Annotated in this window: 12 protein-coding genes; 7 read left to right on the top strand and 5 right to left on the bottom strand. The window is 70.3% G+C overall.

The window, feature by feature from the left end:
- Positions 1-71 precede the first annotated feature (71 nt).
- Positions 72-2123: a diguanylate cyclase domain-containing protein gene (locus tag ASF44_RS19985; RefSeq protein WP_056900998.1), complete on the bottom strand. Its 2052-nt coding sequence runs from the start codon at positions 2121-2123 to the stop codon at positions 72-74.
- Positions 2124-2240: 117 nt separating this feature from the next.
- Here ASF44_RS19985 and ASF44_RS19980 point away from each other — a divergent pair, with 117 nt between their 5' ends.
- Both ASF44_RS19980 and ASF44_RS19975 read left to right on the top strand, forming a co-directional pair.
- Entirely contained in the window at positions 2241-2714 is a 474-nt protein-coding gene (locus ASF44_RS19980) for a YbaN family protein (protein WP_082524917.1), read from the top strand.
- A gap of 178 nt (positions 2715-2892) precedes the next feature.
- Complete coding sequence (locus ASF44_RS19975; protein WP_056900997.1) at positions 2893-5022, top strand: TonB-dependent siderophore receptor; 2130 nt, start codon at positions 2893-2895, stop codon at positions 5020-5022.
- Positions 5023-5152: 130 nt separating this feature from the next.
- On the opposite strand, the gene ASF44_RS19970 is transcribed toward ASF44_RS19975, so the two are convergent.
- From ASF44_RS19970 to ASF44_RS19955, 4 genes are read right to left on the bottom strand one after another with little or no spacing between them, the layout of a single operon-like run.
- Positions 5153-5965, bottom strand: a complete 813-nt coding sequence (locus ASF44_RS19970) for a glycosyltransferase family 2 protein (protein WP_056900996.1) — start codon at positions 5963-5965, stop codon at positions 5153-5155.
- Between the two features lie 24 nt (positions 5966-5989).
- Complete coding sequence (locus ASF44_RS19965) at positions 5990-7168, bottom strand: CynX/NimT family MFS transporter (RefSeq protein WP_056901131.1); 1179 nt, start codon at positions 7166-7168, stop codon at positions 5990-5992.
- Entirely contained in the window at positions 7161-8912 is a 1752-nt protein-coding gene (gene msbA, locus ASF44_RS19960) for a lipid A export permease/ATP-binding protein MsbA (RefSeq protein ID WP_056900995.1), read from the bottom strand. The genes ASF44_RS19965 and msbA overlap by 8 nt, the downstream gene beginning before the upstream one ends.
- Positions 8909-10078, bottom strand: coding sequence for an O-antigen ligase (locus ASF44_RS19955; protein WP_162243847.1), 1170 nt, complete (start codon positions 10076-10078; stop codon positions 8909-8911). Before ASF44_RS19955 ends, msbA begins: the two co-directional genes overlap by 4 nt.
- A gap of 222 nt (positions 10079-10300) precedes the next feature.
- On the opposite strand from ASF44_RS19955, the gene ASF44_RS31970 reads away from it, so the two are divergent.
- The 5 genes from ASF44_RS31970 to ASF44_RS19935 all read left to right on the top strand — a co-directional run bounded on the left by ASF44_RS31970 (position 10301) and on the right by ASF44_RS19935 (position 14238).
- Positions 10301-10471, top strand: coding sequence for a hypothetical protein (locus ASF44_RS31970; RefSeq protein ID WP_156374607.1), 171 nt, complete (start codon positions 10301-10303; stop codon positions 10469-10471).
- A gap of 65 nt (positions 10472-10536) precedes the next feature.
- Positions 10537-11823, top strand: a complete 1287-nt coding sequence (gene tolB, locus ASF44_RS19950) for a Tol-Pal system beta propeller repeat protein TolB (RefSeq protein ID WP_056900993.1) — start codon at positions 10537-10539, stop codon at positions 11821-11823.
- 33 nt (positions 11824-11856) lie between these two features.
- On the top strand, positions 11857-12393 hold the full coding sequence (pal, locus tag ASF44_RS19945) for a peptidoglycan-associated lipoprotein Pal (RefSeq protein ID WP_056900992.1): 537 nt from the start codon (positions 11857-11859) through the stop codon (positions 12391-12393).
- A 5-nt stretch (positions 12394-12398) separates the two neighbouring features.
- A complete protein-coding gene (ybgF, locus tag ASF44_RS19940) occupies positions 12399-13196 on the top strand; it encodes a tol-pal system protein YbgF (RefSeq protein ID WP_082524914.1) in 798 nt (265 codons plus the stop codon).
- A gap of 97 nt (positions 13197-13293) precedes the next feature.
- On the top strand, positions 13294-14238 hold the full coding sequence (locus ASF44_RS19935) for a hypothetical protein (protein ID WP_156374606.1): 945 nt from the start codon (positions 13294-13296) through the stop codon (positions 14236-14238).
- The last annotated feature ends 2 nt before the right edge of the window (positions 14239-14240 follow it).

Below are 14240 nucleotides of genomic sequence, written 5' to 3'. Positions count from 1 at the left end.
CGGCCAACGCGGCCGCTGCCCAGGACATGGGGGTCCGCCGCGGTGCGCGCAAGAGCCGCCGACGCTTTGTTTCAAATCGGCTTCTTGCCGGCCCGTTTGGCCGCGTACATCGCGTTGTCGGCGCCCGCGAGCAGTTCCTCGGCCGACTTGCCGCAGCGCGGCTGGTAGACGGCGCTGCCGATGCTGACGGAGACCCGCACCGTGGCCGTCTCGAGCGCGAAGGGCTCGGCGATCGCGGCATCGATCTTGGCGGCCACGAGCGCGGGGTCGCCCACCGGATCGCTGACCGGCTCGAGCAGCACCACGTACTCGTCGCCGGCCAGCCGCGCCACCGTGTCGGTGACCCGCACGGCAGCCACCAGGCGCCGGCCGACCTCGCGCAGCAGCTCATCGCCGGTGTCGTGCCCGTGCGTGTCGTTGACGGCCTTGAAGCCGTTCAGGTCCAGGAACAGCAGGGCCAGGCTGTGGCCCTGGCGGTCCGAACGCGCCAGGGCGGCCGGCAGGTTGCGTTGCAGCAGCCGGCGGTTGGGCAGGCCGGTCAGCGCATCGCGCGTGGCCTCTTCCTCCAGCCGCAGCGCCAGCTCCTTGCTGGCGGTGGTGTCGAACACCAATGCATGGAAGCCGTCGACCTGGCCTTGCGCGTCGCGGTAGGGCAGGTAGATGGCGGTGCTGTGCTGGCGTTGGCCGCGCACCGCCATGCTGCGATCGAACTGCACGCGCTCGCCCTGCAGCACGCGCGCCAGCTCGGGCTGCCACAGGCGCACGGCGTCCTCGCCATAGAGCGATTCGAGCGTCGTGCCGATCAGCTCGTCCGGGTCCACGCCGAACCAGTCCAGGTAGGCGCGGTTGGCGAAGCGGTAGCGCAGCGTGCGGTCGACATCCGCAACCAGCGCCGGCATGTTGTCGGTGATGGTGTGCAACTGGGCCTGGCTGGCGCGGATCTGCGCGGTGCGCTCCTCGATGCGCTGCTCCAGCCCGGCGTTCACCTGCTCGAGTTCGGCGCGGTCGCTCGCCTCGCGCGCGTCGGCATCGGCCAGCGCACGCGACAGCAGGTCGACCTCGCGGTAGGCGGTCTGCAACGGGACCGGGCTGGCCTGGCCGGCGGCGCGCGCATCGACCGCCTGCGTCAGCCGGGACAGGGGCCGCGTCAGGCGCCGCGCCACCAGCGGCGCGCACAGCGCGGCCAGCAGGCACACGGCCAGGCCGCCGATGGCCATCTCGCGCTGCAGCTGGTGGTAGTCGGCGAAGGCCACGCTCTCGGACTGCCGCACCACCACCACCCAGCCCAGGCCGGGGTAGTTGCCCTGGCCCACGGTCGGCACGATGGCCGTGGCGTAGTGCTGTCCGTCGCCCCAATCGCGCATGGCAGCGCCCGCAGCGGCGCGCAGGTCGCCGATGGCAGGCAGGTCCAGCGGCTTGCCTTCGGTCCCGGGCGGGCCCAGCAGCACCACGCGCTTGGCATCGACGACGAAGATCTCGGCCTCGTACACGGATTGGGCCTGCGCCAGCAGGCGGCGCTGCAGGTCGCGTGCCCATTCCCAGCTCAGGTGGGCGCCGAGCACCGCGTGCAAGCCGCCGTTCGCGTCGTGCACCGGCATGGCGATGTCGACGAAGCGCCAGGGTTCCTGCTGCTGCGGCAGCAGCTTCTCCAGCAACAGGGCAGGGTGCACGTCGCCGACGAAGGCACCCTGCACGCCGCCCTGGAACCAGGGCCGCTTGGACACGTCCTGGCCCTCCAGCAGCCCGCCGGTGGCCGCCTCGACGCGGCCGTCGCGGTGCACATAGCCGATCCAGGCGTACAAGGGAAAGCTCTGCTGCACGCGCTCGAGCACGGCGCGCCGGTGCTGCAGTGGCGTGCCTGGCTGCATGTCCTGCAGGCCCGACAGGATGCGCAGCTCTTCCTGGCGGTAGGCCATGCCGCGGTCCAGCTGGTCGCGCAACTGCCAGCCGATCTGGGCCAGCGCCGCCGTGGCGGTCCGCGTGGCATGGCGTTCGGCGAAGCGCTCCACCAAGAACAGCAGCACCACCACGGCCACCAGCACGGCCCAGGCCACCGCAATGGCGATCCAGTAGGCTAGGCCGCGCCGACGGGGCGCCGTGGTGGGCTGGGCCGCGGAGATCATTTCTTGAAGTTAACCAATTTTTCAGCGGAGTCGGTCGATATTCTGAACGAATTCAGCGCCACCGCACGCCGATGGCCCGCCAGGCGAAGGGGCCGCTGGGACAGAATGCAGCCCGCCATGCCGACCGAAGACCCGCGCTCCAGCGACCGCCCCGCACCGGCTGCGCCGCCTGTGGCCGCGCCCGTTGCCGATGCGGGCGCCGGTGCCGTGCGGCCGTTGCCCGCCCCCTGGCGCTGGCTGTTGCTGCTGCTGGCCTGCCTGTCGCTGGCCACCGGCATCGTGGGCCTGTTCGTGCCGGGCCTGCCCACCACGGTGTTCCTGCTGATCGCAGCCTGGGCGGCGGCGCGCAGTTCCCCCCGGCTGCACCGCTGGCTGCTGAACCACCGCGTGTTCGGCAAGCTGATCCGGGACTGGCAGGCCGGCGGCTGTGTGAGCCGGCGTTCCAAGTGGAATGCCACGGTGGCCATGTCCGCCTGCGCCGGCCTGCTGCTGTGGGTGGGCAGCCGGTGGTGGATCACCGCACTGGCCTGCGGCTGCATGGCCGTGGTGCTGTGCTGGCTGTGGCTGCGGCCGGAACCGTTGCCGGGCTGAGCGCGCCCCGGTCACACTTCGTCACACCTCGCTATACTGCGGCGCCTTTGCGCCGGCCCGTTGCGCGCCGACGCCCGGGGCACCACCAGCCAGGTTGCCCACGCAGGACTCCCCAGCCATCCGAACCGCCGCGCGGCACGTGCCGTGCGGTCCGACTGCTTTTCTGGGGAATTTCCACATGCGCCACCGCGCCACGCGCCGCCGCGTCGCCATCCGTCCGTCCGCCATCCGCCCGTTCGCCCTGCGCAGCAGTGCCATGGCCGTCTGCACCGTGCTGTTCGGTGCCGAAGCCATGGCCCAGCAGGACACCACCACGCTGCCGGCCGTCAACGTCAAGGCCAGCCAGTACGACCCCGACGACGTGCGGCCCGAGGGCGTGACCACGGCCACCAAGACCTACCTGGCGCCCAAGGACATCCCGCAGACCATCGACACGCTGGACGTCAACAAGTACAAGAGCTACGGCATCAACGACCTGTCCATCATGCTGGACGGGATCCCGGGCGTGAACACGACCTACGACATGCGCGGCGAGGGCGTGTACATCCGCGGTTTCCAGGCCGACAGCGGCGACATCTACCGCGATGGCGTGCGCGAAAGCGGCCAGGTGCGCCGCAGCACGGCCAACGTGGAACGCATCGAGATCCTCAAAGGCCCCGCCTCGGTGCTGTACGGCCGCAGCGCCGGCGGCGGCATCGTCAACCTGGTCAGCAAGCAGGCGCGCTTCGACGCCAGGAGCAGCGTGACGCTGCGTGGCGGCTCGTGGGAGAACTACGGCGGCACCATCGACATCAACCACGTGGTGAACCCGAACGTGGTGATGCGCCTGACCGCCGACCGCGAGCAGGCCCACAGCTTTCGCGCAGGCATCCGCAACCGGAACGAGATGGTCTCGCCGAGCATCCTGATCGACACGCGCACCGGGCTGCGCTGGACGGCGCAGTACACCTACGACAACGTCTGGCGCGTGCCCGACCGCGGCCCGGCCTACGACACGTTGCCGGCCGGCGTGTCGATCCGCACCGGTTTCCAGCACCCGGGCGACTACGTGCAAGACCGGCTGCGCGTGGCGCGCTCGGACCTCGTCTACGAATTCAACCCGGCCTGGAGCCTGCGCTGGGTGGCCAGCAAGCGCGAGGCCAGCCAGGACTTCGACCACTACTTCGCCGGCACCTACAACGCGGCGACCGGGCTGGTCCGGCCGAACTACGCCTGGCAGCAGACCTCCAACAAGACCACCTCCAACACGCTGGACCTGGCGGGCAAGTTCCACACCGGCACCATCGCGCACGACCTGCTGCTGGGCCTGGAGATCAGCGATGAATTGCGCCAGCCGCGCCTGGCGACCGTCACGCAGAACTTCGGCTACGACCCGTTCAACCCCAACCCCGCGGCCTGGCCCGCACGACCGGCGCAGGGCACGCCGACGCAGCACAACCGCCACGAGGGCGAGGCCGAAGCGGTGTACGTGCAGGACCTGATCGGCATCACGCCCGAATGGAAGCTGCTGCTGGGCCTGCGCCACGACCGCTTCAAGTTCCACAGCACCAACTACCTGAGCGGGCTCGCGCGTGGCTACGACGGCAGTTCCTCGAGCCCGCGCGTGGGCGTGGTCTGGCAGCCGGTGCCCTCGCAGAGCCTGTACGCCTCCTACAGCAAGAGTTACTCGCCGTATGGCGGGCGCGGCATGCTGTCGGTGGACGTGGCCGCCAACGCGGTCTACGACGATGCGCCGCAGCATTCGCGCCAGTTCGAGGTCGGCATCAAGAGCGACTGGCTGGGCGGCATGCTGTCGACGCAGCTGGCCGTCTACACGCTGGAGCACTACAACATCCGCTACCGGCCCGATGCCGTCAACGACCCCTTCACCTGGGCCATCCGTGGCAAGGAGCGCTCGCGCGGGGTCGAGTTCAGCGCCTCGGGCCAGGTGGCGAAGGGCTGGTACGTGCGCGGCGGTGCAGGCGTCATGAGCGCCAAGGTGACCGGGGACGCCCAGGTGCCGGCCAACGAAGGCCTGTACCTGAACGGCTCGGCCAGGCGCAACGGCAACCTGTTCCTGCGCTATGCGCCCGAGGGGCCGTGGTACGGCGAGATCGGCGTGACCCACACCAGCGCGCGTTGGGCCAATGCAGCCAACACCTCGCAGGTGCCAGGCTACAGCCGCTGGGACGCGCTGGTGGGCTGGCGCGCCGCCCCGTGGACGGTGACGGCCGCCGTGTCCAACCTGTTCGACACCGAGTACTGGCGTTCGGCTGCCATGCCCGGCGCACCGCGCAGCTTGCTGCTGAGCGCGAACTACCAGTTCTGACGACAGGCAGAAGGCATGGGCCGTGCTGCGCTGGAGTCCATGGACCGCCATGGCCAGGTCATTGGCGGGCCGGGTCTCGGCGCGGCCGTGGCGGGCCTGCAGGTCGGTCAGCGCCCCGTCGGCGCCGCCGTCACGGTTGCCGGGCGGTGGCGTCGGCCGCGTTGGCCGAACCGGTGGCCGGCGCCGGCGCGTTCAGCGCCATCAGCTTGAGGTACTTGTAGAACGTCGTCTCGGCGTTGTAGACGGCGATCAGAAAGCCCTCTCGCCCGTCGCGAAAGCCCTGGCGCACCAGGTAGGTCCGCACGAAGGCCCACAGGCCATGGGCGATGGCGCCTCCCATCGACGCCTTCTTGCCGCGCGCCTGCAGGTCGCGTGCGCCGACGGTGGAGTAGCGGTTGAGCTTCTCCAGCACGTCGTCCAGGTCCTGGTAGCTGTAGTGGACCAGGCTGTGGCGCAGGTCCTGCCGCGTGCCGTCCACGGTCATGTGCGCGTGCAGCAGGTGCGCGGTGAAGCCGGCCTTCTCGCGCCGCACCAGGCGCAGCGTGTAGTCGGGCCGCCAGCCGCTGTGGTGGATGAACTGGCCGCAGAAGCTGGACAGGCGGGGCAGCCGGTAGCCGTCGGCCGCGCCGGATGCGATGGCCGCGCGGATCTCGGCCTGCAGCTCGGGGCCGATGCGCTCGTCCGCGTCGAGCGACAGCACCCAGTCGCAGCGGGCCATCTCGATGCCGCGTTGCTGCTGCGGGCCGTAGCCGGGCCAGTCGGTGGACACGACACGCGCGCCCTGTTCGGCGGCCAGGGCGGCGGTGGCATCGGTGCTGCCGGAGTCCAGCACCAGGATCTCGTCGGCAAAGCTGGCCGAGCGCACGCAGTCGGCGATGTGGGGGGCCTCGTTCTTGGCGGCGATGACGACGCTGAGGGTGGGGGAGGGCGCGGGCGAAGACATGGGCGGATTGTCGGCCAGGCCTGCTCAGCGCCGGGCCGCCGTCATGCGCCAGGCCAGCACGGCGCCGGCCGCGCAGCACAGCCCCGTCAACGCCCAGGTCCATTGCCAGCCGCCCGCCAGCCGCGCGACCCAGCCGACCAGCGGCGGCAGCGCGAACTGCCCGACGGCCGAGCACTGCTGCATCCAGCCCACGGTGGTGGCCACGGTGTCGCTGCCCGGTGCCAGCCGCACGCACAGCGCGAACAGCGTCGCCGGCACCAGGCCGCCGACCAGCGAGAACAGCAGCACGCCGCCGGTGCGGGCGACGGGGCCGGCGTCCAGCACCGGCAGGAACGCGAGCATGGCGCCCAGCGCCATGGCGGCGAAGCCCGTCAGCAGCAGGCTGCGCGGCGCCGCGCCGGCGCGCAGCAGCCGTCCCGCAGCGATGTTGCCGCCGATGTTGACGGCCGCCACCAATGCCGTCAGCGCACCGGCCAGGAGCGCGCCGACCTGGGCCTGCGCGAACACGGTGGGCAGGAAGCCCACCACGGCCAGCCACTGGCCGGCATACATCGCGAAGCTGGCGCCCAGCAGCCAGGGCCCCGGTGCCGCCAGTGTCCTGCGCAGCCGCGACGACCAGGCGCCGGCGCCCGGCGCCGCGCTGCGCGTGTCGGCCGGCAGCGCCAGCCAGAGCCACAGCGCCATCGCCAGCGAAGGTGCGGCCAGCAGCCACCACCAGCCCGACCACCCCAGCCGCGGCAGCAGCCAGGGGCCGGCCAGCAGCGCGATGGCCGTGCCCAGCGGCATGTAGGCGCCCCACAGGCCGAGCTTGGCGTCGAGCTCACCCGCCGCGGCCACCCGGCGGATCAGGCTCGGGCCGGGCGTGACGGCCAGCAGGAAGCCGAAGCCTTCCAGTGCGCGCAAGGTGAGCAGGACGGGCGCATCCTGCGCGAAGCCGCCGGCCAGGCTGGCGGCGCTCAGCAGCACCAGCCCCGCGGCCATGCAGCGCTTGAGGCCCAGGCCTTCGCCGGCCAGGCCGACCGCCAGCCCCAGCCCCATGCCGGCCAGCTGCACCAGCGAGAGCAGGAACCCGGCCTGCACCAGCGAGAGCGCCAGTGCCTCGCGCAGCACCGGCAGCGCCGGCGGCAGCTTGCCCACGTGCAGCGCGGCAGCCACGCCGGCCAGCACCACCGTGAGCGCCGGGTCGGTCCGGCGTTCAGGCACCCGGCAGGCCCAGGCCGTACAGGCGGGCGTAGGCGCCGTCGCGCGCCAGCAGTTCCGCATGGGTACCGGTCTCGATGATGCGGCCGGCCTCCATGACGACGATGCGGTCGGCGTGCTGCACGGTGGACAGGCGGTGGGCGATGACCAGCGTGGTGCGGCCCTGCATCAGCCGCTGCAGCGCGGCCTGCACGGCGCGTTCAGACTCAGTGTCCAGCGCCGAGGTGGCCTCGTCGAGGATGAGCACCGGCGCGTCCTTGTACAGCGCGCGGGCGATGGCCACGCGCTGGCGCTGGCCGCCGGACAGCTGCGCGGCGTTGTGGCCGATGGGCGTGTCCATGCCCTGCGGCAGCTCGGCGACCAGCTTGTCAAGGTTGGCATCGGCCAGGCACCGCGCCAGCCGGTCACGGTCCAGCGGCTGGCCGAGCGCCACGTTGGCGGCCAGGCTGTCGTTGAGCATGACGACATGCTGGCTGACCACCGCGAACTGGCGGCGCAATGCGGTGATGTCCCAGTCGCTCACGGCATGGCCGTCCAGCGCGACGCGGCCGCTGCTGGGCTCCAGGAAGCGCGGCAGCAGGTTCACGAGCGTGGTCTTGCCGGCGCCGGAAGCGCCGACCAGCGCCACGGTCTCGCCCGCAGCGACGCGCAGGTCCAGCGCATCGAGCGCCGGCTGGCCGGTGCCGTCGAAGCGCACGGTCACGCCCTCCAGCGCGATGTCGCCGCGCGCACGCGGCAGGCTGAAGCTGCCGCCGCGCTCGTCCTCGGTCTGCTGCATGAGTTCGAGCGCGCGCTCGATGGCCGCCAGCCCGCGCGTGATGGGGTTGGCCACCTCCGACAGGTGCTTGATCGGCGAGACCAGGAGCAGCATGGCGGTGATGAAGGCCACGAAGCTGCCGACGGAGGAGCTGCCGTCGGCGCTTTGCACCAGCGCGATGGTGATGACGGCCGACATGGCCACCGCCACCAGCATCTGCGTGAGCGGCGACATGGTCGACGAGGCCACGACCGACTTGATCGACAGCTGGCGCAGCCGCTCGCTGAGCGCATCGAAGCGCTGCTGCTGCAGGGCCTGCGCGGCCTGCAGCCGGACGTCGCGGTGCGCCAGCACGTTTTCCTCGACCACGTAGGCCAGCGCATCGGTGGAGCTCTGGCTGGCCCGCGTGAGCTTGTAGAGCCGGCGCGACAGCACGCCCATGACCCAGGCGACGGCCGGGATCAGCAGCGCCACGATGAGGGTCAGCTTCCAGTTCAGGTAGAGCAGGTAGCCGACCAGCGCCACCAGCGTGAGGCTGTCGCGCGAGAACGCCATGATGGCACCCACGAGAACCTGCGAGCCGGTCTGCACCTCGTAGACCACGGTATTGGCCAGCGAGCTGGCGGACTGGCTGCGGAACAGCCGCAGGTCGCCCGAGAGGATCTTGGCGAACAGCTCGCGCCGCAGTTGCAGCAGCCCCTGGTTGGCGATGCGCCCGAGCGCGTAGTTGGCCGTGAACGCCGCCAGGCCGCGCAGGCCGAACAGGCCCAGCAGCGCCACCGGGATGGCCCACAACGGCAGCGTGTCGCGCTGGAAGCCGCGGTCCAGCAGGGGCTTGAGCAATGCCGGGATCATCGGCTCCGTCGCGGCCACCACGGCCGTGGCCAGCACCAGCAGCACCCAGCCGGCACGTGCGGAGCGGAAGTAGGGCCACACGCGCCGCAGGCGCTGGCCGATGGAGGCCTTGGGCGGGGTGAACGGCTCGGTCATGCAGCGCGGCCCGGTGCCTGCACGGGATCGGATGCGGTGCGCAGGCTGAGCGCCATCAGCAGGCCGATGGCCACGCAGAAGAAATCGCCGATGGCGGCGTCGAACAGGATGGAATTGAACATGCAGGAGATCAGCAACGCGGCCATCGCCGAGACGCCGGCGCGCACCGCGGGCCTCTCGCCCAGGCACATGTCGCGGTAAAGGCAATACAGCAATGCGCACAGCAGCAGCATGGCGCCGATGCCGGCCTCCACACCCCACAACAGGAATTCCTGGTGCGGATTGCGCACGCCGAAGGTGGTCGGGTTGCCGCGTCCCGCGTCCAGGCGCTTGTACTGCTGGTTGAAGCTGCCCAGCCCGAAACCCGTCCAGGGCCGCTCGGAGATGGCCTGGACCGAGCGGTGCCAGAAGTTCAGCCGTTCGCCGGAAGAAGACCGCGTCTCGGCCCGCGCGGCGAATGCCATGCTTTCGTCCACCACCAGGCCGGCCCGGTAGCGCATGGGCTCCGAAGTGACCAGCAGCAGCGCAGCGACGGCGACCGGCATCAGCACCCCCGCCAGACGCAGCCGCCTGGGCAGCAGCCACAGCAGGGCCAGCGACACCACGGCGATGGCGACCAGGTGGCCGGTCCGCCCCGGCATCACGAACAGCGTGCTGGCGAGCGCGAGCAGGGACACGGCGATCGCCGCCTGCCGCATCCACGGGTGCGGAAGATAGCTGCGCAGATGCCAGCAGATGCCGGCCAGCGTGGCGGTCATGATGGACTGGCCCAGGTAGTTGGTGAACACCGCGTGGTCGATCAAGGCGGTGTCGGCCGTGGCCCAGGGCACGGGCACGTCCAGCACCAGCAGCCAGGAGCTCAGCAGCAGGAACACCTGGGCACCCACGAACCAGGCCAGCGCGGTCAGCGCCTCGCGGCGTGTGCGCAGGAACAGCACTAGGATCGGAATGAGCAGCAGCTTGGCGTGCTTGCCGAGCGCGCCGAGCGCCTCGCTGCTGGGCACGGTCGTCCAGATCAACGACAGCGCCAGGAAGGCCAGGGCCGCCAGCATCACCGGTGGCGAGCGCAGCCGCGCTGCGGCCGCGTCACGGCTTCCCCGCAGGGCCGGCGCGAGCACGAGACCGAGCGCGCTGACCACGACGAGCACCTTGGTGATGCTGATCACCGCATTGGGAAGCCCAACCGCCATTGCCATCAGGCACGCAAGAACAAGACGAAGATTCAAGAACGATCCATCGAAGGCAGGCGGTGCACGGCGCACCGATGCGGGCGTCGCACGACCGCGGGCGCGGCATTATCGGGCCGAAGTCGCGCCAAATCGGGCCATCGGAACCTGCTATCCTCGCCCACCGTGGCGCTGCCGCCACCGTCCCCGCCACCGCTTTCCGTGCTGATCCACCCCACACCGCCCCGCCTGCCAGATACCGGCAAGTGGATGCTGCCGCGCACGGGTGATGTGTTTTCTGGCCCCGTCGCGCAGGCGATTGCGCTGGTGTCCTATAGCGCGCGTGTGCTGCGCGGCCGAGCATCGGCGCTCGACGTGCCAACAACATTTTGAAACCTTGATCGGGAACTTCTTGGGGTTGATCTGACCCGAGTGCTCGCGTTCATTACATTTCCTCCATGCCATTCGAGTTCTCTCCCCGACGCCGGCACTGTGTCGCAGGCCTGGCGCTTGCCGGTGCCTTGCCCGCGTGGGCGCAGTTCCGTGTCGAAGTCACCGGCGTGGGCCTGACCCAGCTGCCCATCGCCGTCGCCACCTTTCGCGGCGATGACCAGTCTCCCCAGAAGATCGCTGCCATCGTGCAGGCCGACCTCGAGCGCAGCGGCCAGTTCCGTGGCGTCGATGTGTCCGGCGCGGCGCTCGACGAGGCCTCGCGCCCCGACATGGCCCAGTGGCGCCAGCGCGCCGCCGATTCGCTGCTGACTGGCAGCGTGACGCGCCTGGCCGATGGCCGCTTCGACGTGCGCTTTCGCCTGTGGGACGTGGTGCGCGGCCAGGACCTCGGAGGCCAGAGCTACAGCGTGGTGCAGGCCGACCTGCGCCTGTCGGCCCACCGCATCGCGGACTACGTCTACGAGAAGCTCACCGGCGAGCGCGGGGTGTTCTCCACGCGCATCGCCTACGTCACGCGGGCCGGCCAGCGCTACACGCTGTGGGTGGCCGATGCCGATGGCGAGAACAGCCAGACCGCACTGGCCAGCCCCGAGTCGATCATCTCGCCGGCCTGGTCGCCGACGGGCCAGCAGCTGGCCTACGTGTCGTTCGAGTCGCGCAAGCCCGTGATCTACGTGCACGACGTGGCCAGCGGGCGGCGCCGGCTGGTGGCCAATTTCCGCGGCTCCAACAGCGCGCCAGCCTGGTCGCCGGACGGCCGCACGCTGGCCGCCACGCTCACGCGCGACGGCGGCTCGCAGCTCTATGCGATCGACATCAACGGCGGCGAGCCGCGCCGGCTGACCCAGTCGAACAGCATCGACACCGAGCCGGCGTTCTCGCCCGACGGCAAGAGCCTCTATTTCGTGAGCGACCGCGGCGGTGCGCCGCAGATCTACCGCATGCCGGCCTCCGGCGGCGGGGCCGAGCGCGTCACCTTCAGCGGCAGCTACAACATCTCGCCCGCGCTGAGCCCGGATGGCCGCTGGCTGGCCTATGTGTCGCGCATCGGTGGCGCGTTCCGGCTGCAGGTCATGGAACTGGCGACGTCCACCGTGACGGGCATCACCGACACCACGGCCGACGAACGCCCGAGCTTTGCGCCCAACAGCAAGCTGCTGGTCTACGCCACGGTCCAGAATGGCCGCGAGGCATTGATGACGACCACGCTGGACGGCAAGATCAAGGCCCGCCTGGCGGGCCAGGCCGGCGACATCCGCGAGCCCGACTGGGGCCCGTTCCTGAAGGCCTGAGCATCTTTTTTTTGTCAAAAAGGGGAGTGTGAAATGAAGCAGTTCGTATTGACCGTGATCGTGGCCGCCGCGCTGGCGGGTTGCAGTTCGCCCGTGAAGCTGGACGATGTGCCGGTGCAGGACAAGTCCGGTACCTCGGCCTCGTCCATCGGCTCGCAAGGTGCCGGTTCGGGCAACGTGGGCCAGAGCAGCGTGGCGCCGGTGGACCTGAGCAAGTCCAACGACCTGGCCGGTGGCCCGGCCGGTGCGCGCACCGTGTACTTCGGCTATGACAGCTACAGCATCGAAGCCAACGAGCAGACCACCATCGAGAACAACGCGCGCTTCCTGCGAGCCGACCGCAACCGCAAGACCGTGATCGAAGGCCACACCGACGAGCGCGGCGGCCGCGAGTACAACCTGGCGCTGGGCCAGAAGCGTTCGGAGGCCGTGCGCCGCGCACTGGGCCTGCTGGGCGTGGCCGATGGCCAGATGGAAGCCGTGAGCTTCGGCAAGGAAAAGCCGGCCGTGCAAGGTTCCGACGAGGCCGCCTACGCCAAGAACCGCCGCGCCGAAATCACCTACCGTTGAAGCGCATGCGCACGACAGCAGTGATGCGTGCGAGCGCGCGCGCAGCCATGGCGGCGTGCCTGGGCACGGCGCTGCTGGCCAGCATGCCGGCGCACGCGCTGTTCGGCGACGACGAGGCGCGCCGCGCGATCCTGGAGCTGCGCCAGCGCCACGATGCCTTGCAGGCGGCGCAGCAGAAGGCGGGCGACGAACTGCGCCGGGTGAACGACGAGAACACCCAGATGCGGCGCAGCCTGCTGGACCTGCAGACCCAGATCGACGCCTTGCGCGCCGACCTGGCGAAGGCGCGGGGCCAGGAGGAGCAACTGGCCCGCGATGTCGCCGAAGTCCAGCGGCGCCAGAAGGACATCGCGCAGGGCGTGGACGAGCGCCTGCGCAAGTTCGAGCCGGGCAAGGTGACGGTCGACGGGCGCGAGTTCCTGGCCGATCCGGCCGAGACGCGCGACTACGAAGCGGCCCTGGCGGTCTTCCGCAAGGGTGAGTTTCCAGCCGCCGGCGCTGCGTTCACCGACTTCATGAAGCGGTATCCGCAAAGCGGCTACCGCGCCCTGGCGCTGTTCTGGCTGGGCAATGCGCAGTACGCCACGCGCGACTACCAGGCGGCCATCGGCAACTTCAAGAGCATGCTGACGGTGGACGCGAACCATCCGCGCGCGCCGGAAGCCGCGCTCTCCATCGCCAACTGCCAGTTGGAACTCAAGGAAGTGCGCGGCGCGCGCAAGACGCTGGAAGACCTGATCAAGGTCTATCCGCAGTCCGAAGCCGCCACAGCTGCCAAGGACCGCCTGGCCAAGATGCGCTGATCGCAGCCTGCCCGCTCTGAGGGCAGGTTGCGGTGGTGCATGGGCCCGACGTGCTGCCTCTCTCATGCGCCACATCGTCTACAACTCGAACTCCGAGTTGGCTTCTTTCGTTTTCGAAGGCTACAGCGACGAGGACACCCGCTTGATCGCGTACCGCGAGATGCCCGACAGCTGGATGGGCCGCATCGGCCGGGGCATCGAGTCCAGCCTGCGCGGCACCAGGCTCGGCCTGTATCCCGATGCGACGACGCGCCGGCGGCTCGGGACCATCGCAAGCACCGACGTGGTGCTGTTCTTCGCGATGGAGAACCTCCACAACATCGCGAGCATCGCCAAGTACGTCAGTGCCCGCAGGCTCCATGTGTTCCTGTGGAATCCGGTCGCCAGGATCAAGCAGAGCCTGGCGCACAGCCGGCGCCAGGTGGCGCAGCTCAAGGCGATCGCCGACGACATCCACACCTTCGACCAGGACGACGCCATGGCGTATGGGCTGCACATCGCACCGCAGCCCTACCGGCACGTGCCAGCCCTCGCAGGCGCCGATGCCGGCATCCGGCCGGCGTTCTACTTCTCCGGTGTCGACAAAGGGCGGCTCGGGTTGCTGCTGGAACTCAAGGCCGCGATCGAGCAGCTGGGGCTGGACCACCACTTCCATGTGGTCGCCGACCGCGGGAAAGCGTACGCCCCGCCGCTCAGGGCGCACCTGCAGGACCACTGGATCCCCTACGCGCGCAACCTGCGCGCGAGCCAGCGCGCCGCCTGCCTGGTCGAGATCATCCAGCACCACCAGTCGGGGCCCACGCTGCGAAGCATGGAGGCCCTGTTCCTGCAGAAGAAGATCGTCACCAACCGGGCGTCGGCGCGCGACGACAGATTCTTCGATCCCGACCGGGTGCTGGTCATCGACCGCGTCGACGCGGCCGAGATCGGGGCCTTCATGCGCAGGCCGTTCAAACCTGTCGAGCCCGGTCTTCTGGCACCGCACGAGATCCACGCGTGGATCCGGCAGGTCGCGCCGCTGGGCGGCCGCGCGGCCGGCTGATG

Source organism: Pseudorhodoferax sp. Leaf274, assembly GCF_001422445.1.
GTDB lineage: Bacteria > Pseudomonadota > Gammaproteobacteria > Burkholderiales > Burkholderiaceae_C > Pseudorhodoferax.
Note: the sequence above shows the minus strand (reverse complement) of the source record. Positions and strands in the feature narration are given on the sequence as shown.